We start from the raw sequence: 24,891 nt of genomic DNA, 5'->3' as shown, positions 1-24,891 counted from the left end.
GCAGCTTGCCGTCAAGAAGGGGAAATCCTGACGTCACGCAACAAAGCCGGGCAGCCACGGATCCAGGATCCGGGATTGCCCGGCTTTCGCCTTTGGGTCACTTCATTCTTCTATCATAAGCACTGGAGATCGTCCCACTCTACAGATCTGCACAGTACTTCAGGTCATCTCACAAAAATACGGATCTGGTCATCGCGTGTCCTGTTCAATACACGATATCCGGCTGGGGCGGCAGTCGCAATTCCATCATCATTCGGCATGCAGTAGCTTCCCGGCTGGCAGGTGCCGTCATCGCGGACAAGCAGTTTGCCGAGGATGCCTACCGCGACCCATTCCTCTCTTTCGATACGCGGGATATAGGACTGTGAAGCGTTCCAGTCGGGATTTAAGACCGGCTCTGTTTTGGTTGTAGCCGTGCGGAGCACGTTGCCCTCCGGATCTCTGACCTCCGGAACCTCCACCTCCTGATATAGAATCCGGTCCCACTCATCCGTTACAAAAAGCTTATGCCAACGCAGATCGCTTGAATCCGCCAGGATTGCCGGTCTTGCACTCACTACACCGAGAATATAGGAATCCCCGGAGGCGGCCTTGCGGATCTTCTCGCCGGCACCGTCAAAGGTAACGAAATATCCCGGCTCCAGCGCCAGGCCGTCAGCCGTTTCGAACATCTCCGCATAATCGGCCGCTGCCGGGGAAATGACTGTACCATCCAAATACAAATTGCCGGTTGCTCCTTCGATCACTGCAGAATTAAGGCTAGGTCCCACCGTCAGCCCGTTCGCCAGATGCCAGGAGTAGGCAAACCGGGTGGAACCGTTCCGGCCCATAATATGCGCACCTGCATGAACCGGCATAACCATCGTGTTCTCACCTTCGGCATGGGAATTCGCCCCAAAGGCCTGGGTCATGAATCCCTCTGCGTGGGAAGCCTGGCCATCGGCAGTGGTGCCCGCGCCCTCTGCATGGGCATATGCCCCGCTGGAGACGCTGCTTACACCTTCCGCATGGGAGAACGCGCCGCCGGCCACTGAGTTTGCCCCTTCCGCATGAGCGGCTGTGCCGCTTGCGGTCGTGCTATGCCCTTCCGCATGCGAATGATCGCCCAAAGCCCGGGTGCTATTGCCTTCGGCGTGAGCCTCCGCTCCGGCTGCCAGCGTCAATGCTCCTTCGGCATGCGTACTATTGCCGGTTGCTTGGGTTAAATATCCTTCGGCATGAGATGCCTCTCCGCTGGCGGCCGTCGCAGTGCCTTCCGCATGGGCCGTATCGTTCGTTGCCTGTGTAAGATGCCCTTCGGCATGCGCCGCACTGCCGCTGGCAATCGTAGTGCTGCCTTCGGCATGGGCGCTCTCCCCGCTGGCTTGTGTAGAATAGCCCTCCGCATGAGCGGCTGCAGCGCCCGCCGTATTTCCTGCTCCATTCTCCACTCCTGATCACCGCTTTCGTTCGTAATACAATAAGCTATGTCCCAAGGTGAAGGCCAGTAACGGCCAATCGGTCCAAGTGTTCCAAATTGGCGCATTCTCCTATAACTCTAATTAAAGACCACTCATTTCACTTACTAAAGTTGAGAAACAGTAAAAAATATAGTAGTATAGATTTATGAAGAAGGAGGCGGATGAAGATGGAGATTGGAATCAGCACATTTTTGGAAACTACACCGGACCCGGTGACCGGCAAGGTAATCAGCCATGCCGAAAGACTGCGTGAAGCGGTAGAGGAGATCGTACTTGCCGACCAGGTCGGGCTGGACGTATATGGGATAGGAGAGCATCACCGTGCGGATTATGCCGGTAGTGCGCCTGCCGTGGTACTGGCTGCAGCAGCGGCAATGACCAAGAACATCCGGCTTACTAGTGCCGTCACGGTACTGTCCTCGGATGATCCGGTCCGGGTCTATCAGGCGTTCTCCACCCTTGACGGTATCTCGAACGGCCGGGCGGAGATTATGGCAGGACGCGGTTCCTTTATTGAATCCTTCCCGCTGTTCGGCTACAGCCTGGACGATTATAACGAATTGTTCGAAGAAAAGCTGGAGCTGCTTCTGGCGATCCGCGCCTCCGAGAAGGTCACCTGGCGCGGAGGCCACCGTCCTGCGATCGATAACCTGCCGGTTTACCCGCGGGCTGTGCAGGACCCGCTACCGGTGTGGATTGCGACAGGCGGAAATCCCGAGTCGGCGATCCGCGCCGGTACGCTGGGCCTTCCGGTTGCCTTCGCCATCATTGGCGGAATGCCGGAACGCTTCGCTCCGCTGGTTAAGCTGTACAAGGAGGCTGCTGCCTCGGCCGGGCATAACCCTGATAAGCTGCAGATCGCGACCCATTCCCACGGCTTTGTCGGAGAAACCACAGAGCAGGCTGCTGCCTTGTTCTACCCTTCGACACAGGCCCAGATGAATGTCATCGGACGCGAACGCGGCTGGGGCCAGACTTACAACCGTGCCACTTACGATGATGCCCGCAGCCTGCGCGGCGCGCTGTATGTCGGCGATTCGGAATATGTGGCAGAGAAAATTATTTTGCTGCATAAAAATCTCGGCGTGACCCGCTTCTTCCTGCATGTCAACGTCGGCACCATGCCGCACCGTGAGGTCCTGCGCGCCATTGAGCTGCTGGGCACCAAGGTGGCTCCGATCGTACGCCAAGAGCTAGCCCGGGGTTAAGCATTATTAATGACGAACCAAAGAGATGTTCTACAGGCCGCATATCCAGCCCACAGAACATCTCTTTTTTAGCGTTACTTCATGCATAGAGCTGTGCTTCCACCACGTCCCGGTGACCCGCTCATCCGCCAACAACTCTGAATCGGAATAAGTCTAAAAACATGAAAACGCTACTGACATAACGTTGTCAGTAGCGTTTTTTTATAATCGAAGTATGTAAATATAAAGGAGTGGGAAAAACATGCACTTTGCTTCTGTACGCATCATTACTGACGACGTGGACCGTCTGGTCGAGTTCTATGAGAAAGTCATAGGTATTTCAGCGGAACGCCCAGCGCCCGTCTTTGCCGAATTCGTTTTGCCGGGGTGTACCCTGGCGATCGGCCACTCCCAGACGGTGCAGCTGTCCGGTATTAGTACGCCTGTGGCGGGCAACAATCACAGTCTCATCCTAGAGTTCCACGTCCACGATGTCGATGCCGAATACGAGCGCTTGAAGCCGTTTGTTGACAAGTGGGTACAGGAACCCATCACCATGCCATGGGGGAACCGTGCTGTACTGTTTCGCGATCCCGACGGCAATCTGATTAATCTCTTCACGCCGGTGACCGAGGAAGCGATCAAACGGTTCAGCGGCAGGCATTGACGGACAGTTGAAGCGAGCGGGAGCTCAATTTGTGGTTCAATATCATATAGTGTGCAAGAATTTTCATAAGCAAGTCAAAGGAGCAGCTACAGCTGCTCCTTTCTGTTTTACATTCTGTTTGCTTTCCGGATTATTATCAGCATGCACTCAGTTCCAAAAGTATTTCATTTCCGTATACCCAACATCCCATATTTTTTCGTCCCCCTTAATGGTTATCTTGAGCTCGCTCCCAGCCTCGACAGGAATCTCAAACACCGCCGGAAATAGTTCTGGATCACTGCGTTGAATTTCTCCTGAACTGGTCAATACCTCGCGTCCATCTACGGAAACACGGATGCTTCCGGAATAATCGGTTGGTTCAGGTATTCCATAATACAAGGAGAAAAAAACCTTCTCCTTACACGAATACGTAAACGTTTCTAGATCCCCACCTGCAACGCCATACATATTATAGCGGGGTTTTACCTTTTGGGCGCTTATTTCAAAGCTATTCAGATTTTTTCCAGTTGATGAATTTCCGGAGCTGTCCATCAATTCGTTTATTGCCACAAAGGGACCTTCTTCTTTGGTGAACGCTTTATCTACAATCCCGCACAATCCCCATACCCCTAAAAAAAGAACCATAGCGGAAATGGCGGTTATCCAAAAATTGCGCCAATTGTTTTTTGAACGAGCACCAAGCTTATATGCCCCAAAACCGACTGCTGCGCCTAATGTATTTTGAATGGCATCGTTAACATCGAAGCTGCCCAGAAACGAAAGGGCCTGTATGGTTTCCATTACGATAATCGAAAAAAAGAACGTTGTAATGAATCGAAGAAAGGTAGCCCGATATAACAATTGAATCAATATACCGTAAGGGATGAAAGCTATGATATTTCCAAATCCAACTAAATCCATGAGGGTAGGGTGTAGAAGATCAGATATATTAGGCAATTTAAAGAAACTATCTGGTAAAAAAATAAAGGTGTAGCCAGCCGTTCGCTCTGCGGCACCCACTCTACCGAATGCGAAAAATAAAAAATAAAGAATTAAGAGTGTATAGAGCATGGTTATGATAAAAATACTTTTACGTTGTTTTGACATGGTTAACTCCTTTGTGGGGTACGCACGTCCGAACTTGCTGCCACAACCCGTTTTACACTTAAAACCAGGCACACTTTATTTATCTTTTATGAAGAAATAGAAGTTTAGGAGTGTCTAGCCCTTTTTGTTTTGCGGGAAATAGTTTGACAATATCTTCAGGCTTTCTTCGCGCAATATGCCGCCTGTAACTTTAGGTTTATGGTGTTTCTGCACAGAATTTTCGTAGCAAGCCTGCTTCTACATGGAACGATTCTTCCCCTTACCTACCCTAACCCCTTTAGCGTAATAACTCTAATTCTTGAAGAACTTTCTTTACATCACAGTTGGGATTTAGGATATTGATCATCTCTTCCGTAATGGGGGAATCATCGTAAATTTTTGCAACAACATCTAATGATGGTGATAATTCAAAATAACCTATTGCAAATTCTACAAAATCCTCTGGTGTAAGGAATATACAGCCCACTAAAAAATCAGAACCATCGCTTTCACCTTCTGGAATATCAACTTTTCCCTTATGCCAGTTGATGTCACTGTTTTTACGCCAAATACAAAACGTCACATCGTCTTTTACAATGGCATCATCTTCAAGCAAAGATAATAATTCCTTTGGAACATCGTCATAAATCCCTTGCAATACTTTATGTTCATCTTGCGCATAGGGGCTTAATTCAGATTCATGATCGAAACCTTTAATTATGGAGCCTTCAGGGGAAAACAAAATAATTAGATGGTCACCCGCTCCATTATCTATTTTCGCCAGACAAACTCCCTCCTCCCAATCTTGAACAAAGCTATGGTAACGAAGCCATTCATCTTGACAAAGAATAATATTTAATGACGCTTGGATTTTCATTAGCTTTTTTAAGGTTATTGGGTCTGGTAAACGCTCTAACACATTTACTTCCATGAATCCTCACCCTTTCATCTTTCTGTTTTGGCTGAAGCACATACCGGTCGTACTGATCCAAATGGTGGACATTACTGCCTTACAAATTAGCTACTTTGAGCGGCCCGGAATCATAATTGTAACAAAGAAAACCGTCATGGATGACACTTTCGTGCACCCTGACGGTTTATGCGTTATTTCGCTTTTTCCCAAACCAGATTATCAATTTTCCAGCCCGCATTCGTGTAAACCAAAGTGATGATTTCATGGTGCGGAGCATACAGGCCATCACCGACCACATTAGTTACCGTGACCGTCTTACCGTCCTTTGCGTTTTCGCTGCTCACACTGTCTTCAGTAAGACTATTGATAAACGTCCCCTCCAACAGCTCACCACCCTCATGAGCATACGCCCACGTTCCGTCATTTTCCTTGAGGTTGCCACCCTTTAGCACGATCTGATCCACATAATTGCGGTTGAAAAGCGGGTCATAGTGCTTATAAATTTCTTCTGTGGTTAGCATCGGCTTCTCCGCGAACAACGTGTTACTCATCTCGATCGCTTGTGAGATCAGTGTGATGGCTCCCTCTTTGTTTAAAGGCTTGATTTCCTTGGATTCTGTAGAAGTATTCACCGGTTCGGAGTCTGTTTTGCTGGAACAACCCGTAATCATCAAAGCTGCAATCAGCAAGAGCATACCCGGCCATTTTAAAAATTTCACCATTCTGCACTCCCCTGTCTTTAATGATAGCACTGCCGCTTTCTTTTAGTCTTCTGTGGCACGCTTGACACCATTCTAAACGCAGGGCGCTTCAGTAATGTTTCAGCATAATGATAAAAATCACAAATCGAAAAGCTCCAGCCTTGCTCTACAGAGATAACTTCACAAGCAAAAGGTCGCCTTCCTTATTCCATTTCATTTGGAGACGTTATCGGATTTTTGAGGGCAGGGAGTAAGACAACGTCGATTAGCGAAGTGTAGAAATGCTTGTCGAATGTTTTGCGCTGTACGAGTCCGCGATAAGAAGCCATTGAAGTAATAACCTGGCAAGCCATCTCAATGTCCGCTTGGGTGGAGATTTCACCGCGGCTGGCGGCCCGGTGCATGAGCTCACTATTCACTACAGCCCACGGTTCGAAAATCCCTCCGTTAACCAATTCCGGATTCTGCGAAAAAAAGGAGCCCAGGCCTGCGAGTACTCGAAGTTTGCGTTCACCTTCTTCGATCGATTGCGGCTTCAATAGCGCGAGCAGATCATTGCGCAAGGTTCCCGTATCGGGCAGGAGGTCAAGCTCAAGATGATTTCGATTCATCCAGGTCAAGGCATCGCGGACTAACTCTGCCTTGGAGGACCAGCGGCGATACATTGTCGCCTTCCCGGCCTTCGCTCTAGCTGCGACCATGTCCATTGTCATTCCATCAAAACCGGCTTCGGCGAGAATGTCGATTGTCGCTTCCAGGATTTCAGCATCCCGCGTGTGATCGCGTTTACGGCCTAATGTTTTCGCTGGTTTTTCCGCTACTTTGTCAGCTAATTTAGATCCGACTGACTCTTCATTGTTAATCTCATTCATAAAATTTAACCCCTTTTTCGATACTTTACAGTTCCGGAACTTGACAGTCTCGTATTGTGGTGCTTTAATTTAAGTATCCCACACCGAACAGGGAATTTAAAGGAGGAGTATACTATGGACAAAAAAGTCTGGTTCATCACGGGAGCCTCTCGCGGTTTAGGACGCATATGGGCAGAGGCCGCGCTCTCGCGTGGCGATAAGGTTGCGGCTACCGCCCGCAAATTGGAAGACGTTTCCGACTTGAAGGAACGTTTCGGAGATCTCGTTCTCCCCATGGCGCTCGACGTAACGGATGCTGAGCAGGTTCGCCAGGTCGTTCAGCAGGCTCATTCCCATTTCGGCAAGCTGGACGTTGTCCTCAATAATGCCGGTTACACCTTGGTCGGAATGGTCGAGGAAGCAAGCGAAGCCGATGTTCGTGCTCTGTTTGACGCGAACTACTTTGGTTATCTTCGAGTCATCCAAGCCGCCTTGCCATTACTGAGGAAGCAGGGCAGCGGGCATTTGCTCAGCGTTTCAAGCTCCCTTGGGATCGAGGCAAGGCCGCTCATCGGCTTCTATTGCTCCTCCAAATGGGCGGTCGAAGGACTCCACGAAAGCCTGGTGCAAGAGGTCAAAGACTTTGGGATTAAGGTGACGCTGCTCGAACCTGGTGCCTATGCGACTGAGTTTGGTGCTTCAAGTAAGCGGGTACCGGAAATGGACGTCTATGCCGATGTACGGAAGCAGGTGTTCACGATTCTATCAAACGAAAAACGCGGCAACCCTCAAGCGACTGCAGAAGCCGTTCTCATGATCGTGGACGCAGCGGAACCCCCACTACGATTTGCGCTCGGCTCGGAAGTCTTGCCTATGGCCCGCGGCATCTATGCTGACCGTCTAGCTACCTGGGAAGCCTGGGAGACTGTCTCGAATGCAGCGCAAGGCAACCCTATGCAATAAGCCGTTCCAATTGGACCGAGCGGACGTCAACATCACTTAGCAGAATATATATCAGATAACAACCCGGTTTCTATTATAACAAAGAACCTCTCCGACTTTTTCGAAGAGGTTCCTTGTTATACTTGTGGTACTGTTCACCGCAACGGGAACATCGGCAAAAAATACGATGCGATTTAGGGATGTCCATACCCACAAAGTCATTCACGAGTCCCGCCGATATACTTGATCTCATGAAAATCATGCAGACATTAATACGTATTATATACATTTGCGCATTCATTCGCAGTCGGTTCATAAAAACAATGTTTCTTCCATCGACCTACAAACGGCTGATTATACCAATTTGGCGGACATGGTCCGGGGTTATCATACGTTCCTGGGCGGAAATACCATAGCGAGTATTTGGCTGGCCAACTCCGTTCCCCATTCACAGCCCGTTGCGCCAGACGGCGTTCTCTGTCTCTTGCTTTTTGATAGTACATACCATGTTGCAGCGCTTCGAACGCATGCGGCTGATTAATCATTTGGGGAATTGTCCGGATCCCTACAAAATCGGAACAATTCGCTCTTATTCGGTTAATGCCAACAGCTCCAACATGGAGCATGCCCATTTCGCCTTCGGCCTCAGCCTCAGCTCGAAGCAGCCTTGCCAACATATCGATATCCTGTTTCCTGGATTTTACGACTGCCATTTGCTCACCTCATTCCATTTCTAGACTCATCATATTTTAGGTGAAGCGGATGTGTTACTTCGGCAAAATAAAGAAAACAATAATAAACTTCATAAACTCTGTCAGTACTGACAGAGTTTTTCATACACCTCATAAACTGCGAGCACCTGCTCCACAAAGCTTTTCTCGGTACTTTCAATCCATTTGGTAAAAGCCATGTAAAAAATTTCAACCGCAAATCGTGCGGCAAGCTCTGACAGCTCGCTATCAAATTTGACAGACAATGCGTTTGTGACAGACCCAATTAGCGCCTGGCTTTTCAGCAGCTCACGCTCCTGCAAATCAGAGTGGCTTTGAATAATTTGATTCCGCGCCAGCACCCTCTCCCGCTCGCCATCAAAAACACCAAAAACCGAGGCAAAGCCATCAACCGCAAGCTTCAGCGGCTTTTGCTCGACGTCGAAATGGTCCGTGATAAAAGCGGCGACTCGATGCCCCATCTCATTGCTTGTGTCAAAAAGCACGTCAGACTTGTCCTTGAATTGCCGGAAAAAGGTTCTCTCCGTCACACCTACAAGGCTTGCAATCTCTTGCACCGTCGTGTTTTCATAGCCTTTTTCCATAAATAATTTCGTGGCCGCCGCCTGCAGTTTCTCTTTACTATTCATTTTTACCATTCCTATTTTTGTAATTTTTTACAGATTCACAAAAAGGTCAGTAACTGACATTTTTTCTTGACAACAATATCCGGCAAGCGCATAATGATCTCAAATGTCAGTCACTGACATTACTTTATCAAAAAGAAGGAGAGAAAACAATGAAAATCACAGTTCTCGGTTCACTCGGCAATATCAATCGTAACTATCTTCCACGCCTCATCGCAGACGGTCACGATGTCACCGTCATCACAAGCTCCACAGATCGGATCGCCGACATCGAAGCGCTCGGCGCCAAGGCTGCTGTCGGCTCAAACCGCGACGTCGACTTCCTCACCAAGGCTTTCGCAGGCAGCGACGTCGTTTACCTCATGATTTCTGGCATTAATTTTGCCACTGGCACGGATATGTGGCAGACCGCCATCGAACTTTCTGAACATTACAAGACTGCCGTGCTAAACTCAGGCGTGAAAAACGTCATCAACCTCAGCTCAGTCGGCGCTGACAACCCCAACGCCGGTATCCTTTACAGCTATCATTTTGTAGAAGACGCGCTAAACTCGCTCGAAGGCGTGAACGTTGTTCATATCCGCCCTGTCGGCTTTTACAGCAATCTTTTTGCCGACATGCAAAGCCTCAAAGCCCAGCGAATCCTCTTCAGCCCAATTTCAGCCGATGTCCCGCAAGGATGGGTCAGCCCCGTTGATATCGCGGACGTCGCGTACGCTCTGATTTCTCACACCCCAGCGGGAAAAAGCACGAAATTCGTAGTAAGCGATTGGGCCACAAGCAACGACTGGCTAAATGCTCTTGCCGAAAATGATGTCGAAGCCAAATTCCAACAAATTCCCGTCGAAGCTCTCGCTGAAAATATGAAGAAAATCGGCTTCCATGAAAACACCGCCAACGGCTTCGCCCAATTGTACCGCGCGGGTGAAAACGCCGATGAATTCTACGCCAGCCTCCATGCCACCGACTACCACCTCGGCAAGGTCAAGATTGGAGACTTTGCGAAGGTTTTTGCAGATGTATATAAAAAATCAGTTTAAACCGTTTTGGAGGCTGTTTAATAAGAAAACGCGCCTAAGCGCGTTTTCTCTTTCGTTAACAGCTAATTTTTATTAATAAAAACTTATCATTACTGCCCGACAATAAGTCTGGGAGATACTAAGACCTGAGATGATTGCTGTAGGCCTAATTAGAGCGTCTCAACCAATTTCTGAATCTTGGAGTGGGAAATTAAATATACAGGACCCATTATTTCTATTTTTCCGTCCTTTACACGTATAGCGCTCTCCTGTTCTGCCGCATAAACATCAATCTCTTCAGACAAGGGGAACAGGTAGCCTTGAACAAACGTAGCGTAATCGCGCTTTGAGTGAGATTCATAGGCAAAATGATCAAAACCAATACCATCATAAATAGTACTTGTTTCAACGTCATCGCCAGTGTTTATCAAGCTTAACCATTTTGCAGCCATGTTTAACGCCCCGGCGCTGGCACCCACTATAACGGCATTGCTGTTCTTAATAACCTTTGATAATTCATAATCCACCAAAAAATCGTTTTGCAAAACAGGATCACCACCGCATAAAAAAATGACAGAAGCGCCCTGAATGAATCGCTGGGCATCTTCCTGCTGCATACGGTAATCAATGAAATGATATTCATCAAAAATAATGTTAGCCTGATTCAACCATGTCCATTCAGGAACATCATCAAAGTTCATTTGCTCACCTGTATAACCAGACGGGTCAGCGCTAATCAAAACAAGCGATTTTCTGTCTTGTATATCCTCATGCAAACAATGGACCAGCTTCTCTGGAAAAAAATCATTAAACCAACTGAGATAGTAGTGAGTACTCAAGCTTAATTACCTCCATATGTATTATTTACATTCATCTATTCTTAACGAAGACATATTATAGACGCTAGAAAGATGAGCGGTTCTTCAGCCATTTCGCTTGCATCTCTTGTACACTTTTTATAAATTCAACTCTACATTACCATAACCTGGAATTCAGATGTGTGAAATATGTTTCCACGTTAAACTGCCCGTTAGCTTACCTGTTGCTTGCTTTCAATAACGGAATTCCATTCTTTAATTTTTCGCTACATCTCACTAGTAATACAACAGGGAACGGTTCCAGAAAAAACTCGGCGACCGCTCTCCAGTGAAATCCCGGGAAGCGATCGCCGCAGACATTATCTTTTTTCCTATTGTCAACTTGAGACGGGGGTATGACCATATCTTCTACTCTATTCAGTTAGCCGCAGCCTCTCTCCTGCTCCGGACTTTCCATCGAAACAGGTAATAACCGCTCCTCAGCAATTCATCGCATAACATGGCGATAAATACACCGACTAATCCATATCCGAGTAAGATACCAAGGACATAGGATCCTCCTGCTGTAAAAACCCACATGCCGATGATCGACAATATGGCAACTATTTTGGCATCTCCTATTGCGTTTAACGCACCCGAAGCACAGAAGCCTATTACCCGAACAGGCTGCCAGATTACACAAAGGACAAACGCCGGGTAAGCCAGGTGAATAATCTTGGTGTCTTGGGTAAACCAGCTCATTAAGACAGAAGATGATAACAGAAGACCCAGCGAAACGACAAATACTAGAATCAGCCCGGGCTTTAAAGCTGCATTTAAACTTTTGAACATGTCCTTAATGAGCCCTGCCCCATAAAATTGGGCCACACGGATTTGCAGTGCTGTTCCAATTGACGATGCAATAAGCCAAGGAAGCTGTTGAACTGTAGAAAGATAGGTATAAGCAGCCAATGATTGTTCCCCCATAGCAGATAGCACCGATATTAAGACTATTTGGGAATAGCCCCAAGACACTGCGGTTACGGAAACGGGCAAGCCAATCCTCATGATCTCCTTCCAGAGCCCCTCTGCTTTACCGGACCAAACCATATGCAGCGACAATTTCGGAAATCCCCGCAGAAGAAGAATGATAGAGGCCGCCATCGCCAACCCCCGGCTTATACAGGTAGATATCGCTGCACCGTGAATACCCATCGCTGGGAATCCGAGCTCTCCGAAGATTAAGATATAATTTAAAAAGAGATGAAGCACGTTCATGCCAATTGCAATTTGCATAGGTCCTTTGGTGTTCCCGATGCTTCGGATCGTTGCTGAGATAAAGGTCTGAAGTACGGTTATTAAGGTGCAACTCCCTATTATCGTCAGATAGTCATTGGCATAGCTTCGGACGCCGGAAGGCGCTCCCATAATGCCAAGGAGTGTGCTCGACCCAAAAAAGAATAGCAGGCTAAGAGCCACACCGATGATCAAATTCACCTTCAGGCCGAACAACACTACTTTTTGAGCGTGTTCCCGGGAATTGGATCCCCATGCCCTGGCTGTCAATATAGTTGCTCCTGCGTTAATGGCTGCAAATAAAGTGAGTATGGTCTGAAAAACTTGATTGGACACCCCTACGGCGGATACCGCATTATCCCCTATTTTGCTTACCATCAGGGTATCGATCGTTCCCATAATAAACTGCAGCAGCATCTCAATTAAGATGGGCCAAGTTAACACGGAAAGCGACAGTGCCTTCAGTTCCTTTTCCTTCATGGATATACCCCGCTTCATAATCGAGTTAACAAACTTGATGGGCTCATTTTTACGTCTGCCAGACTCAAAAAGCCCCGAAAGGGGCCACTAATCGCCGGTATTTCACTGCCAACCGTTCATTCAAGTCAAAAGGTCGGCATTCCGGAAATAATAGCAGATTCAATTGCAAAAGACAGACGGACGTCGATTAACGCTTCGGACAGTGAATAAAACGCTTTGCCGGTAATCACATATTCGCTCATCTGAAACAACACTTCAGCAATCGCCAGTTCCTCATCGGAAAGCGAAGCGGGGTAAAACCGGTTCGAATATAAAACTTCGGAGCCGCCACGAAGCTCGCGTAGTGACGAAGGCGCCAAACTCCCCTCGATCCCGTCCTGAATTCTATGGATGGAATATACGCTGTACGCTCCGTCTCCAAGACTATAGGTCACTTCATTATCCCTGATCTCCCCATGCGAACCGCGAATGAGCACCCTGTTCTGACGTAAGGGTGAAAAATATTGCGAACGCGTAAAATCATAAACGGCACTCTTCCCGCTTTCAAAAGATAACAGTGCTATGTCGTGCAGCTCAGACTCCAGCCTGTCCTTAACACTTCGGCCCCGGTAAGGAACCTCCAGCACTGGATATTCAAAACGATGCGCTGTAATTCGGCAGCGTTCATCCGAAATATCCAGCCACCGGCGTATCAGGGCTATTCCATGGTATTGATGTGCTGCGGAGACCTGCACATGCTTTACCAATCCTACCGCCCCGGATCTTATTAATCGCGTACGCGCAGCATGATGTGGCTGTAAGGGATACTGTTCAGCCACCTGGATACGAGATTCCTTCGAGGCAACGACAGACATCTGGCGGAACCAAGCTTCGTTAAAAGCCGGGGGCGTTTCGGCCAACACAAAAATATCGGTGTCAGCGAGCTGTGTCAGCAAAACCGGCATAACAGCTTTGCTGACGGCTGCCACTAGAAAGTCGCACTGGCGTGCCAGTTCCTGCGGCGTCTCATACAGTGTAAGGCCCAGCCTCGTCACGGCTTCGCGAGATTTGTTCTGATTTCGGACAACCACTCCGACGGGTTTAAACAAGTGTGGAAGTAGAGATGCAACACGTAAATACATCTCCCCTCTCCACCCTAGCCCGATTAAACCGAATCGAACCGGATTTCTCATTTATCAACACCGGACGTCAAACAGTCCGCTTGCAGTCGAATCTCAAGCCGCCAACGGTCAATCGAATGACCGGCTATCCTCTTAACTTTGCCTCTGTTATATGCTTCTTGCACACTGTCAAGATATCCGGTCGCCGGTTCTGGTGCAACGGTGTAATCCCCCATGGCACCGTAATGCGCCCAAATCGCCAGATAAGGGACTTCTTCGGAATCAAAATGAAAAGAAATTTCTGCACCGGTGAAAGGATCGCTAATACCGGCATACCCCTCCTGCAAAGGATCGGTGAAATAATATTTCTCAGCATGTCCTCCCGAAGCATCCTCAAGTGTGGAGAGGTCTGTAACTCCGCCTTCTTTTGTCGCCGCTATCGGAAAGCTGGACAAAGCATGGAGCCCTCCAAGACGTTCACGATGCGAGTAGGTCAGCTGTATACGCCCTTCGGCCGGTGACGTACGCAGCTGCATCCCCGGCTCAACCTTAAGCAGTGGATGCGCAGCCCAAAGATATGAAAACAGCTGTGTTCCTAGATTCTCCAGCTCGTAATGGATGATCAGGCTGCTGCCTGAGAGCGAGACAGTCTTACGCAGTGTGTATGGTAACTGAACGCCGCAGATTTCCAGCCTCAGTTGCGCTCCAAGCAGCGCATAATTCCACTCACGGCTCCAGACTTCCCCGTGATCGGGAAAGGACACATGCTCATAGCCCTTGTCGGGACAAGATGACGCGTTAATCGTCGGGAACATTTCATCCCAGCCTCCACGGTCTCCTGCACCCCAGTCCATCCCGAGCTTCAGCGGCTCCCAGGGCTGGTCCGTCCGGTAGATCCACTCTCTTTCGTTTCTTTTATCTAGCAGGGATACGATTTTACTTCCACGCTGCGGTACAATTGTTACCGAGAAGAAGTCATTTTCACCTTTCAAGCAAATATATCCCTGATGCAAATATTCACTCCATACAGCTTCCTGCATGTTTATCCCTCCGGTTACAAAAGAAATCCGGGACTTGCCGTCCCGGATTTCACTTGTTACTTGCTCAGCTGCATATGGATTTTTGCGCCCATATGATTGCAATCCAGACGCAGTGCCTCTTTGAATTCTGCCTCTGCTGTGCTGTTGCTGCCGAGACCGAGCAGTCCGAGACCTCTCATGAACCGGCAATGAATTTCATTTTTCTTGTTTAAGTCCTCATCGAACACCAGGAAGTCCGGAAGCGAAACCGCGAAATAATCAATCTTTACATCGTCGAAGAGATGTTTTTCCGCGTAATCCACCAGTTTGTTGAACCGGCGTCTTGCTTCATGTGTATTGTTCAGCTTTAACCAGGCCAGGCCCTGGTAAAAAATCATTTCTGGCGGCTGGTCGTTGTAGTACATCGCGCTGGTCGGTTCCTCCAGACCTTGCGAAGCAATGCGGAACGAGCCTTGCGCTTCCTCCTGCCGTCCCAGTCCTTCATAAGCACTGCCAAGATAATAGTAAATATTATTTTCCTGTGCACCGGCCAGCTTGCCTTCTCCAAGATTCAGCGGATAGACAAGCGCCCGCTCGAGCAGCTCTACCGCCTGTTCGTAGCTTCCCTTTAGAATGTGCTGCTTCGCCAGCTCCACATTCGCCAGTACATATTGGCCTGTCGCTTTACCCTCGCCGCCTTCCCACGGATGGAAATTCCGCGAAGCCAACAGCCGGAGCGCTTCCTCATGCTTACCGGTAAGATTATGGAGCGTGACATATTCAAGATACAGATCATCGCGGGCAGAGACGAGTACGGCATGCTTCTCAAGGAATGCAAGACGATCATCCGCTGCGATTGCGAGCTTTTTATAAAGCTGGTCCAGCTCGAACAGCACCCGCGCATCCCCCGGATCGCACTCCAGCGCTTTCTCAAGAGAGGTACGCGCAGCAGCCGGATCGCCTTGCTTGTTGTAGTAAGCCAAGGCCAAATTCCGGTGAACGACCGAATAGCTGTCGTCAATGGAGCGGGAACGCTCCCAATACCGGATGGCTTCCTGGTGGCGTTTCTTGTCATAAAGCAGATTTCCCAGATAGTAAAGAGCTCTCGCGTCCTCAGGATTGAATGAGATTGCATATTCCAGCATCTGAAGCTCAAACAGCGTATTCGGGAAGCAGTAATCGGCTTTCGCTGCGCCTCCGGCCGCAGTATAGCTGCGCTCCGCATCCTCCCGTCCTAACTTACTGTACAGATAACCCAAGGTATAATTTACAAGCGGATCTTGAGAGTCCTTGCTCAGAAGCAGCACATCAGCCGCTTCCTCGTACAGCCCGGCATGTGCGTAGTCAGAGGCGAGCTCCAGGTAATTTTTCGGCTCGTCCCGCAGCAGCTCCCTGAGCTGTCCAAGAACCTCAGTGGAATCTCCGTTTTTTTCCGCTGACTTCTTGACGAGGACCAGTTCAAAGTGAGCGCCAAAGTCGGCGACATCCAGCTTCAATGTTTCTGCGGCAAAGCTTTCCGCTTCGTTCAGTCTGCCCAGCTTGCGCAGCATCGCCGTCTTGATATTCCGTGATTTATAGTTCCGTGCATTGCGGATGAGCGAGCGTTCGGCAAGCTCCAGCGCCTCTGCATAGCTGCCTTTCGCGGCAGCGATTTGGGCCAGAGAGAAATAACCGCCGTCCTGCCATGCCGCGCTCCATACCGCTTTATAGAAAGCGCTGAACGCCTCATCCAGACGTCCCTGCAGCTTCAGGCTGACTCCGAGCTGATAATAGGCTTCGCCGTCATACGGGTTCGGGTTACGCCAGGTCACCCGCTTGACCGCTTTACGGAAATGCTTCTCACTTTCCGCGAACAAACCTCTCCGCAGCAGCAGTGTGCCATAGGCGATATTGATCCGGCTGTCGTTCTCGTCACGCTTGAGCCCTTCCAGGTAATACGGCTCCGGCTCAAAGGTGGCGTGCCGGTATTGCTCCAAGTGAAGCCCGGCCAAATACAGTTCTTCATTGGTAGCAATCTCCGAGGGTTCAGGCAGCGGTTTGGCGGCATCCGGTACCTGTTCAATATCCTTAGGCTGCGGTGAATAGGATACAAGCACTTGGCCTGCAGCATCTTTAACCGTAAGCGTAAGCTCATGTTCCTTTACGCCTGCGTCCAGCGTGATTTCCGCAAAGAATGTATCCGCCGGGGTCAGCGTCAGCTGCTTGGATAGCAGTTGGCCTCCCGGTCCGGCGAGTTCGACTACCGCTTCCTCATAATGGGCGGTGGTATACACATACACCGAAGCTTTTCCTAGTTCCTCGTCCACTTCGAGATTGACCGCCGCTTCCGTCGTCGCGTTCTTCACAACGCCAATATTCTTATACGGCATGAAGTATTGGGTAAAAGTCTTTTCTTCGTAAGGCTGCAGCCATGTAAAATCCGGCTGGTTGTCCGTAAATACGCCTGTCATCAGCTCGATGTACGGTCCGTCCTCATCCGTAAGATTGCGATCCCACGCCTGGCCGAACTCCCCGTTCCCCCAAGTCCATTGCTTCTTGCCTGGGGAAATGTGATGGTTCGCCACATGCAGAAGTCCGGCCTGCACAGAGTGGTCATATCCGCCGACGAAATTGTAGTCGGACTTGTAAGCCATATAAGAAGTCGGCACCGGGATATTTTTGTAGCGGGAAATATCTACACCGGATGAATAGTCCATTTTGTAATAGGTTCCGGTTGCAATCGGGAAGCGCGATACGTCACGTTTGCCGTGGTCAAATACCGCGGTTACGTCCGGAGGGAATACCGACTGTGTATGATCGTTTACAGCAACGGCCGGGTTCGCCCACCACAGGAAGGTTTGCGGCTCCGGGGTGCGGTTGTACAATTGCGCCGAAATTTCCAGATAGGCTTTGTCCGGGTGGAGCGTAAAGCCTGCCGTCACCTTGGTTCCGTACATCCGGTCGATTTCGCTGACCCACACGGTTGCACTGCCGTCAGCCTTCTCCTCCAGCTTATATTCGACCGGACCATACGTGTTCGGGCGGTGATGCTGCGGCCAGTTAAATTCGATCCCACCGGAAATCCATGGTCCTGCAAGCCCGACAAGCGCTGGTTTAATCACCTGGTTGTAATAGACAAAATCATAATTGTTCGTCCGGTCTACCGCGCGGTAAATGCGACCACCCAGCTCCGGCATGATTTCAATATGAAGGTATTCGTTTTCAAGAATAACCATTTGATAAGGAACGGGTTTCTTCTCGTCTTCGATTTTTTCAATTACGGGGTGCGGATATACCCGGCCCGAGCTTCCCTGATAGACCCGCTTTTCCAGGAACATCGGGTTTTTATTCGGCTCGCCTACGCTGTAGGTCGGGATATGCACCGTTTCTTCCCAAACTCTCGTTTTTGAGATCTGCGTCAACGTAATCACTCCTGTGTGTAAAATGAACTTATACCTCAACAATACAGGAGCGCTGCGGACGCTACAATTCACGAAATTCGGAACATAATGGACTATTTTCTTTTTTTAATCTATACTATGGCGGTACATTCCGGAAGGAGTATTTCGCACCTATGAAGAAAATTGAAGGTTTTGAATCAGAAAAAATCATCGTGCTCCCCGCTTACCAGCTGGAACAGATCGTCGCCCATCCGCTAAACCGGATGCTGTATCTTACAGACATCGGCTTCTATCCCCGCGCACGTTATCATTATCGTGAACGGCCGAATGGCTGTGATACTTACATTTTGATTTACTGTGCGGAGGGTGAAGGCCGCGTCTCTATAGGCGGAGTACTGCATGTTTTAAAAGAACGCCAGCTGATCGTTATCCCTGCCAGGACCCCGCATTCCTACTGGACAGAAACTGAGCATCCATGGACAATATACTGGTTTCACTTCAAGGGAGAGCAGGCTGAAGGCTACTCTGCTCTTCTAAAGGGCGGAGCTGGTCCGCTGACGCTGGGTTCCCAGGATTCCGAAAAATTCATCGCGTTATTCCATCAGTGTTACGACCTGCTCTCGGGCAGCGCTCACTCCGCTTCGCATCAAGTTTATGCCATGCAGACGGCAGCCTATGCGATAAGCTCGCTGGGGATGATCCCCGAGCGCGAGGACGAGGACCGTAAGAAGCAGTATATTGAAACAGCAATCCATTTGATGAACATGAAGCTGGAGGAGAGTCTGACACTGGATGAAATCGCCCAGTACACGCAAATTTCCAGGCAGCATCTCAACCATCTTTTCAAAACCTCCGTCGGGTTTGCCCCGGTCGACTATTACCTTCGCCTGAAAATGCGGCGCGCAAGCCAGCTCCTTGATTTGACCCCTATGAGCATTAAAGAGATTTGCCATACACTTGGCTTCAAAGACCCGTATTATTTCTCGCGGTTATTCCGTAAAATTATCGGACTCTCGCCTACCGATTACCGGAACAAACTAAAGGGCTGAAGAGTGACTTATATCCTCCAAATGAAAAATCCCCCTTGAAGGGGGATTTTGTGTAATCGTAATTATTGTCTTATCGCAGCTCGAACCAATGTTCCAGCACTTTAAATCCGTTCGGCCGCCGGACAATCGCCTTCATTCTTTGCGCTAAACCGAGAGCGGGAACGGATATATCCGCATGCTCACCCGGCAACAATTCCGGAATATCAAAGCATTGTTCCCAGCCGCCTGTTTCTTCTGCCAGATGAAGCTTATATCCGGAGATGGAGTAACTGGGAAGATGGTTACTGCAGGTCAAGCGGCAGATGGGCTCATCGCCATCTTCGCTGTTTAACACCTCCAGCTTAACCGGGGACGATACATCCTTCAGTATCTGGTACGACTCCTTCTCCACCCCGTAAAGATCGGTGACCCCATGAACCCGCTGACGCAGCCGCCCTTCGCCGTCCTCGCCCATTTGGGTACGGTAATCGTTCAGGCTGAAGTAAATCATTCCGGCTATATTCGGGTATTTACGGTAGACATCCATTTTTTCAAGCATCTGTTCCCGACGGCGTGCATCACCTCCAGAATATGCCGGCTCGCATAGTCCGAATTCCGCAACTACAATCGGCTTGTCCGGGTAAGCTGCGACCAGCTTCTGCACCGTCTCTTCCATGTCATGCTCTCCATGCCAGGTTCCGATATAATCGTTCCACATAATAACATCGCCCGCTCCCGTCGCGTCGGCGAAAGGATCCAGATGTACCGTGTTACTCACATAGTTCACCATCCGGGAGGAATCAAGCGGCTGAATATAGGCTTTCATTTCCTTAACGTAACGTACCGTTTGGGCGGACTGGCCGTCCAGCTCATTGCCGACACCCCATGCAATGACGCTGGGATGATGGCGGTGCCGGGAAATCATTTCAGAGAGCTGCTGCCGTACCAGTGGAATCGTCGCCTCGCCTGGCTCGGCGGGCTGCTGCCACAAGGGAATTTCCTCCTGTACGAGAATTCCGTAGCGGTCGCACCATTCCAGCAGCTTGTCGCTTTGCTGCCAGTGAAAGCGGGTCAGCACCCCATTGGCAAGCTTAAGCTGCTTCAATACACGCTTAATGTCTTCTTCAGACTCTGCCATTCCCGTATAAGGATGAGAGCCCGGCATCCATTCCACACCCGTCAGTCTGACCGGCTCGCCGTTCAGCAGAAACCGGCTGCCCTCCGCTTTGAACTCCCGGAACCCGATCGCAATCGTTACTTCGTCTTGCATCTGGCCTCCGGCGGAAAGATGCACATGCAGCTCATATAAATTAGGGCGGTCAAAATGCCAAGGCTCGATACCGTCCACCGTAATCTCCGGAAACGGAATAGCATTGCATGGATAACTGGCCTTTTGCGTTCCCGTCCATACTGTTGTTCCTTTGTACTGCAAGATGAACTCGAGGCTTACTTCCCGACTGCGGGGCTGCAGGGCCTCATGAAGTGTAACCTCCCCCGTAATCTTCCCGGTAACCGCCGATTGTCCGTCAGGCGAAAAGATCGGAACCGCCTCAACGCCGATTGAATCAATTGCAGCTTCTCCGGTGAGGATCATCGTTACATCGCGGATAATCCCGCCGTCATCGGCCCAATCGAAACTGTTGCCTTTAGGCAGCGCCGTTTCGCTGTTTCCGTTATCGACGGAAACCACCAGCAGATTTTCTTCTCCCGGTTTAACATACCGTGTTACCTCAACCCGGAATGCGGTATACCCGGAATTCAGGTGGCTTCCGGCTTGTTGCCCGTTTATCCAGATGACGGCGTCATGGTATACAGCTTCAAAGTGAAGCCATACCCGGCCATCCGGAGGAATCTCTGGTGCCTGGAAGCGATGTTCATACCAGCCCAGTCCCCGATAATGTTCGGTTTCCGGCTGTACATTCCATGTATGCGGTATGGATACGGTTTCAGAAGACGGCAATCCGTTTGCCGGCCACTCCATTGTAAATCCTGCGGCTTCAGGATCCAGTTGAAATCCCCACGGCTTGTCCAGCAAAATCGTTGTTCTTCCCAGCTCTGCCACTAGTTTCACTCCTTAGCGTGTATCATTTCAGGTGCCTCTTCAAGATACCCCCAATGTAACGCAAAGCGATTCATAATCCAATTGATGATTTTCGGCTAATCATGGACTATATTCTTATCTGCCCCCTCCTTCATCTCTGACTGCTTCCGCTTTCTGTAAAGAGAGGGCGTTTCGCCGAAGGTATCGCGGAACTTCCGCGTAAAATGGATGGCGCAGTCAAATCCGACATCTGCGGCGATCTCCGCCACCTGCCGCTGAGTGCCGGAAAGAAGCTGGGCGGCTCTCTCCAGTCTGAACTTGTTCAGCGTATTCAGCACGGTATCTCCAACCTGCTCCTTAAACAGATGGGACAGCCGTGAAGTCGACATACAGCTTTTTTGGGCAAGCTCGGGCAGGCTGATCTTCTGGGCTGGGTTTAGCTGCAAATCACGCAGAATCGCGGAGATTCTGGGATCCATGGAGACCTGATTACCAGCGTTGCCGTCCAGTTGGACATGCACAATCGCCTCCTCCAGCGCAAGCTCCGACAGGCGGCGGTGAAGCAGTGAATTGATACCTGGCAGCTCATGGCTGATCATCCGCATCAGCGCATTCTGAATAGACAGGCGCGCTTCAGCAGAAGAAACGCGGTGATAGATAAAATTAGGCTCCTTTTCCGGCAGGCTAAGCCAAGTGCTCCAGTGCGGATCGGGGATAAAATGCACCCAGATCATCTCCCAATCCGCTCCCTTGGTGCTGTAATGATGCGCCATTCCCGGCAGCAGTATGGCAACATCCCCTTCGGCGCAGGTGACGTAGCCATCAGAGAGCTGAATTTGTCCTTCGCCGGATATTGTGTATATCAAAAGCCAGTCTCTGCTGCCAGAGGAACGGTGAATCGCGTAATCCGCTGCTACTCTGAAATGACCCGCAATAAGGATCCCGTAAGAGCGCTCTGCATGAATAGCATAATCCATCAGTTTTTTAGCCATATCTCCTCTACCTCATTTACACTGAATTCGCCTACAATACAAGAGAAATCAGATTTCTATCTAGAAATCCGACAATACAATTCATCGCATGCAACATATCACAAGGAGGTTCATTGTGCAATGACTACAACCAAGCTTAATCTGACAGAAGCACCCCATGTAGAAATTCATTCAGGGATATTAGGGGCGAACGGCGGCTCCAATCCAAAGGGTGAATCATTTGGATTTACTAACTACTATATGACCAAGAATGGCATCCCTTTTATTCCGGTTGTAGGCGAGTTCCATTTTTCCCGATTCAATTACCTCCAGTGGGAGGAAGAGCTGCTTAAGATGAAGGCCGGCGGCATTCATATTGTAGCGACGTATGTCTTCTGGAATTTCCACGAGGAAGAAGAAGGCGTGTTCGACTGGAGCGGCAGCCGCAATTTACGGCATTTCATCGACCTTTGCGCCAAGCTAGAATATCCGCTTATTCTGCGTATTGGTCCTTTCTGCCATGGAGAAATCCGCAACGGAGGCATTCCGGACTGGGTATTCGCCAAACCGCTTGAACTCCGTTCAAACGACCCTGCCTACCTTCAGCTGGCCAGAAATCTTTATCGTGAAATTTCCAGACAGATTAAAGGAACGATGTACCAGGAAGGTGGTCCCGTAATTGCGGTCCAGCTGGAAAATGAATTTATGCACTGCGGCGCTCCAAATGATGCCTGGGGATATACAACCGGCAAGTTCTTAACGTCCGGAACAGGGGGTACGGCACATTTGGCCGAGCTTCGCCGCATCGCTGAGGAAGCCGGAATTGATCCGCTGTTCTTTACGGTTACGGCTTGGGGCGGAGCCGCTATTCCGGAGGAGGGCTTCCTTCCGATGCTGGCAGGGTACGCTTATACCTCCTGGCTTCCGGATCAGCCGGCAAGCCGTGAGTTTCTCTACCGCGATCTTCATGCCGTACCGATGGAAACCGTGGACTTCGATTCCCGCCAGTATCCTGTCGCTTATTGTGAAATGGCCGGGGGCATGCAGGTCAGCTATAAAGCCCGTCCGTTTGTTCCCGCTGAAAGCGTAGAAGCGATGACGCTTGTCAAGCTCGCGAGCGGCAGTAACCTGCTGGGTTATTATATGTATCACGGCGGTTCCAACCCGACTGGAAAGAAGACATATATGAACGAGCAGTTTCTTCCGAAAATCACATATGACTACCAATCGCCGCTCGGAGAATTTGGCCGCATCGGGGAGTCCTATGACCGTATACGTTCTCTGTCTCTATTTATGGAATCGTTCGGCTCCATCCTTGCTCCGATGACTACGGTGCTGCCCGAAGGTCAATCAGAGCTAGATCCTCTGGATACAGAGACGCTGCGCTGGTGCGTCAGACAGTCAGAAGGCCGCGGTTTTGTGTTCCTGAATAATTTCCAGGATAGCGCAGTCATGCCTGACCGCAGCTTCAGGATCGAACTTGACACTGCCCGCGGACCAGTCTCCTTCCCTTATGAAGGAGAAGCTGTACTGGAAAGCAGTGCAGGCGCCGTATTTCCGTTTCATTTAGATCTGCATGGCGTAGCCTTGGTCAGCGCAACAGCCCAACTGTTGACGGAACTGGAGACGGAAGAAGAGCAGGTTGTCTTTTTCTACGCCCATAACGGCCTGACTCCGGAGTTTGTTGTTGCTAAATCCTCCGTCAGCTCCCTGAAGACAGCTGACGGCCAGATTCAGGAAAAGGACGAGGTCTATGTGATTCTTCCCGCCGCCGGAAAAAACAACGGTATTTCCTTCCGTACGGCTGAGGGCAAAACAGTGCGCTTCATTACGCTTACCCGGACCGAGGCACTGCAGACCTACCGTTTTGACCTGTGGGGTCAGAAGACGGTCGTTGTCAGCGATTGTCCGCTAACTGCTCACAACGATCAACTGGTATGTACCTCCAAGGGGAACCGTACTTTCAACGTATCCCTGTTCCCTGCTCCGGCACTAGAGCTGCGGTCTACCGCCGGGCAGTTAGGCGGGCTTCAACAAGAAGGTGTATTCAGCACTTATTCCTTGGAGCTTCCGGAGTACAAGCCGGAGATTACTGTAACGAAACCAGCGGAAAAAACGGCCATTATAGAAGTATCCCCTTCGTGGCCGGCCCATGTGGACGATGTCTGGCTGGAAATCGATTATGACGGAGACGTGGCCGAAGCATTCCTGGGTGACAGGCTGCTAACGGATAATATCCAATTCGGTCAAATCTGGAGTATCGGGTTAAAATCTTCTTACAATCAGCTGGAGCAGGATAAGTTTCATTTGTCTATCACTCCGCTGCGCAAAGGCACCGTTCATACGTATATTAATCAGGCACAAATTGAAGTTTTCGAGGGTGTGGAGATTGCTGTTTTCCATAGGATTGAGGCCGTTCCGCAGTACCGGGCTGTTTTGACCGCCGGAAGAGGTAAGTAAGACAACTGCAAGATCAACACTAACTTACACATGATCCAAAATTCAGGGTGTCCCTTAAGCCATGTGATCGGCTTGCGGGACACCCTTTGTTTTCACTGCGCTCTCCAATAAAGGGAGAATCGCTAACATGATACGCGTTCCTGACATAGAAGAGGAG

General features: G+C 49.7%; 20 protein-coding genes. 6 read left to right on the top strand and 14 right to left on the bottom strand.

All coding sequences use genetic code 11. From position 1 onward, the window contains the following. Positions 1 to 164 precede the first annotated feature (164 nt). Positions 165 to 1,430, bottom strand: coding sequence for a peptidase G2 autoproteolytic cleavage domain-containing protein (locus L6H70_RS25120; RefSeq protein WP_236336925.1), 1,266 nt, complete (start codon positions 1,428 to 1,430; stop codon positions 165 to 167). Between the two features lie 197 nt (positions 1,431 to 1,627). Between L6H70_RS25120 and L6H70_RS25115 the strand changes: the two genes are divergently transcribed. Then, positions 1,628 to 2,668: an LLM class flavin-dependent oxidoreductase gene (locus L6H70_RS25115; protein ID WP_236336924.1), complete on the top strand. Its 1,041-nt coding sequence runs from the start codon at positions 1,628 to 1,630 to the stop codon at positions 2,666 to 2,668. Between the two features lie 241 nt (positions 2,669 to 2,909). Then, a complete protein-coding gene (locus L6H70_RS25110) occupies positions 2,910 to 3,314 on the top strand; it encodes a VOC family protein (RefSeq protein WP_236336923.1) in 405 nt (134 codons plus the stop codon). 147 nt (positions 3,315 to 3,461) lie between these two features. Here L6H70_RS25110 and L6H70_RS25105 read toward each other — a convergent pair whose 3' ends face one another. The 4 genes from L6H70_RS25105 to L6H70_RS25090 form a co-directional block, all read right to left on the bottom strand. Beyond that, positions 3,462 to 4,400: a VanZ family protein gene (locus tag L6H70_RS25105; protein ID WP_236336922.1), complete on the bottom strand. Its 939-nt coding sequence runs from the start codon at positions 4,398 to 4,400 to the stop codon at positions 3,462 to 3,464. A 277-nt stretch (positions 4,401 to 4,677) separates the two neighbouring features. Beyond that, the gene (locus L6H70_RS25100; RefSeq protein ID WP_236336920.1) at positions 4,678 to 5,310 is read right to left on the bottom strand and encodes a hypothetical protein; all 633 of its coding nucleotides are present in this window, start codon (positions 5,308 to 5,310) and stop codon (positions 4,678 to 4,680) included. Positions 5,311 to 5,483: 173 nt separating this feature from the next. Beyond that, complete coding sequence (locus L6H70_RS25095; protein ID WP_236336919.1) at positions 5,484 to 6,014, bottom strand: IseA DL-endopeptidase inhibitor family protein; 531 nt, start codon at positions 6,012 to 6,014, stop codon at positions 5,484 to 5,486. Between the two features lie 182 nt (positions 6,015 to 6,196). Then, the gene (locus tag L6H70_RS25090; protein WP_236336917.1) at positions 6,197 to 6,865 is read right to left on the bottom strand and encodes a TetR/AcrR family transcriptional regulator; all 669 of its coding nucleotides are present in this window, start codon (positions 6,863 to 6,865) and stop codon (positions 6,197 to 6,199) included. 114 nt (positions 6,866 to 6,979) lie between these two features. Here L6H70_RS25090 and L6H70_RS25085 point away from each other — a divergent pair, with 114 nt between their 5' ends. Next, entirely contained in the window at positions 6,980 to 7,807 is an 828-nt protein-coding gene (locus tag L6H70_RS25085; protein ID WP_236336915.1) for an SDR family NAD(P)-dependent oxidoreductase, read from the top strand. 248 nt (positions 7,808 to 8,055) lie between these two features. Here the strand turns inward: L6H70_RS25085 and L6H70_RS25080 are convergent, their stop codons facing one another. Together L6H70_RS25080 and L6H70_RS25075 are read right to left on the bottom strand one after the other, a co-directional pair. Further along, on the bottom strand, positions 8,056 to 8,499 hold the full coding sequence (locus tag L6H70_RS25080) for a cell wall hydrolase (protein ID WP_236336914.1): 444 nt from the start codon (positions 8,497 to 8,499) through the stop codon (positions 8,056 to 8,058). Between the two features lie 101 nt (positions 8,500 to 8,600). After that, positions 8,601 to 9,146: a TetR/AcrR family transcriptional regulator gene (locus L6H70_RS25075; protein WP_236336913.1), complete on the bottom strand. Its 546-nt coding sequence runs from the start codon at positions 9,144 to 9,146 to the stop codon at positions 8,601 to 8,603. 149 nt (positions 9,147 to 9,295) lie between these two features. Between L6H70_RS25075 and L6H70_RS25070 the strand changes: the two genes are divergently transcribed. Further along, the gene (locus L6H70_RS25070; RefSeq protein ID WP_236336912.1) at positions 9,296 to 10,183 is read left to right on the top strand and encodes an NAD(P)H-binding protein; all 888 of its coding nucleotides are present in this window, start codon (positions 9,296 to 9,298) and stop codon (positions 10,181 to 10,183) included. Positions 10,184 to 10,332: 149 nt separating this feature from the next. On the opposite strand, the gene L6H70_RS25065 is transcribed toward L6H70_RS25070, so the two are convergent. From L6H70_RS25065 to L6H70_RS25045, 5 genes are all read right to left on the bottom strand, one after another. After that, positions 10,333 to 11,001 carry a Type 1 glutamine amidotransferase-like domain-containing protein gene (locus tag L6H70_RS25065; protein ID WP_236336911.1) on the bottom strand — a complete coding sequence of 223 codons (669 nt, stop codon included), beginning with the start codon at positions 10,999 to 11,001 and terminating at the stop codon, positions 10,333 to 10,335. 396 nt (positions 11,002 to 11,397) lie between these two features. Further along, the gene (locus L6H70_RS25060; protein WP_236336910.1) at positions 11,398 to 12,735 is read right to left on the bottom strand and encodes an MATE family efflux transporter; all 1,338 of its coding nucleotides are present in this window, start codon (positions 12,733 to 12,735) and stop codon (positions 11,398 to 11,400) included. Positions 12,736 to 12,860: 125 nt separating this feature from the next. After that, on the bottom strand, positions 12,861 to 13,907 hold the full coding sequence (locus L6H70_RS25055) for a Gfo/Idh/MocA family protein (protein WP_279306794.1): 1,047 nt from the start codon (positions 13,905 to 13,907) through the stop codon (positions 12,861 to 12,863). After that, positions 13,904 to 14,875 carry a DUF4432 family protein gene (locus tag L6H70_RS25050; protein WP_236336908.1) on the bottom strand — a complete coding sequence of 324 codons (972 nt, stop codon included), beginning with the start codon at positions 14,873 to 14,875 and terminating at the stop codon, positions 13,904 to 13,906. The genes L6H70_RS25055 and L6H70_RS25050 overlap by 4 nt, the downstream gene beginning before the upstream one ends. Positions 14,876 to 14,931: 56 nt before the next feature. Continuing rightward, a complete protein-coding gene (locus tag L6H70_RS25045) occupies positions 14,932 to 18,264 on the bottom strand; it encodes a tetratricopeptide repeat protein (RefSeq protein WP_423802883.1) in 3,333 nt (1,110 codons plus the stop codon). A 143-nt stretch (positions 18,265 to 18,407) separates the two neighbouring features. Between L6H70_RS25045 and L6H70_RS25040 the strand changes: the two genes are divergently transcribed. Next, on the top strand, positions 18,408 to 19,283 hold the full coding sequence (locus L6H70_RS25040) for an AraC family transcriptional regulator (protein WP_236336905.1): 876 nt from the start codon (positions 18,408 to 18,410) through the stop codon (positions 19,281 to 19,283). 70 nt (positions 19,284 to 19,353) lie between these two features. Here L6H70_RS25040 and L6H70_RS25035 read toward each other — a convergent pair whose 3' ends face one another. Next, positions 19,354 to 21,324: a glycoside hydrolase family 2 protein gene (locus L6H70_RS25035; protein WP_236336904.1), complete on the bottom strand. Its 1,971-nt coding sequence runs from the start codon at positions 21,322 to 21,324 to the stop codon at positions 19,354 to 19,356. Between the two features lie 95 nt (positions 21,325 to 21,419). After that, positions 21,420 to 22,295, bottom strand: coding sequence for a helix-turn-helix domain-containing protein (locus L6H70_RS25030; RefSeq protein ID WP_236336902.1), 876 nt, complete (start codon positions 22,293 to 22,295; stop codon positions 21,420 to 21,422). A 120-nt stretch (positions 22,296 to 22,415) separates the two neighbouring features. On the opposite strand from L6H70_RS25030, the gene L6H70_RS25025 reads away from it, so the two are divergent. Continuing rightward, positions 22,416 to 24,734, top strand: coding sequence for a beta-galactosidase (locus L6H70_RS25025; RefSeq protein WP_236336900.1), 2,319 nt, complete (start codon positions 22,416 to 22,418; stop codon positions 24,732 to 24,734). Positions 24,735 to 24,891 lie beyond the last annotated feature (157 nt).

This window comes from Paenibacillus auburnensis, from assembly GCF_927798115.1.
Classification (GTDB): Bacteria; Bacillota; Bacilli; order Paenibacillales; family Paenibacillaceae; genus Paenibacillus_AQ; species Paenibacillus_AQ auburnensis.
This window is presented reverse-complemented; position numbering and strand designations above follow the sequence as displayed.

Bases quoted from the DNA above. Each gene is read 5' to 3' on its own strand.
- L6H70_RS25075 (WP_236336913.1), bottom strand. From the start codon at position 9,146: ATGAATAGTAAAGAGAAACTGCAGGCGGCGGCCACGAAATTATTTATG.
- L6H70_RS25050 (WP_236336908.1), bottom strand. From the start codon at position 14,875: ATGCAGGAAGCTGTATGGAGTGAATATTTGCATCAGGGATATATTTGC.
- L6H70_RS25060 (WP_236336910.1), bottom strand. From the start codon at position 12,735: ATGAAGGAAAAGGAACTGAAGGCACTGTCGCTTTCCGTGTTAACTTGG.
- L6H70_RS25040 (WP_236336905.1), top strand. From the start codon at position 18,408: ATGAAGAAAATTGAAGGTTTTGAATCAGAAAAAATCATCGTGCTCCCC.
- L6H70_RS25085 (WP_236336915.1), top strand. From the start codon at position 6,980: ATGGACAAAAAAGTCTGGTTCATCACGGGAGCCTCTCGCGGTTTAGGA.
- L6H70_RS25115 (WP_236336924.1), top strand. From the start codon at position 1,628: ATGGAGATTGGAATCAGCACATTTTTGGAAACTACACCGGACCCGGTG.
- L6H70_RS25080 (WP_236336914.1), bottom strand. From the start codon at position 8,499: ATGGCAGTCGTAAAATCCAGGAAACAGGATATCGATATGTTGGCAAGG.
- L6H70_RS25030 (WP_236336902.1), bottom strand. From the start codon at position 22,295: ATGGCTAAAAAACTGATGGATTATGCTATTCATGCAGAGCGCTCTTAC.
- L6H70_RS25095 (WP_236336919.1), bottom strand. From the start codon at position 6,014: ATGGTGAAATTTTTAAAATGGCCGGGTATGCTCTTGCTGATTGCAGCT.
- L6H70_RS25055 (WP_279306794.1), bottom strand. From the start codon at position 13,907: ATGAGAAATCCGGTTCGATTCGGTTTAATCGGGCTAGGGTGGAGAGGG.
- L6H70_RS25070 (WP_236336912.1), top strand. From the start codon at position 9,296: ATGAAAATCACAGTTCTCGGTTCACTCGGCAATATCAATCGTAACTAT.
- L6H70_RS25090 (WP_236336917.1), bottom strand. From the start codon at position 6,865: ATGAATGAGATTAACAATGAAGAGTCAGTCGGATCTAAATTAGCTGAC.
- L6H70_RS25110 (WP_236336923.1), top strand. From the start codon at position 2,910: ATGCACTTTGCTTCTGTACGCATCATTACTGACGACGTGGACCGTCTG.
- L6H70_RS25100 (WP_236336920.1), bottom strand. From the start codon at position 5,310: ATGGAAGTAAATGTGTTAGAGCGTTTACCAGACCCAATAACCTTAAAA.
- L6H70_RS25025 (WP_236336900.1), top strand. From the start codon at position 22,416: ATGACTACAACCAAGCTTAATCTGACAGAAGCACCCCATGTAGAAATT.
- L6H70_RS25105 (WP_236336922.1), bottom strand. From the start codon at position 4,400: ATGTCAAAACAACGTAAAAGTATTTTTATCATAACCATGCTCTATACA.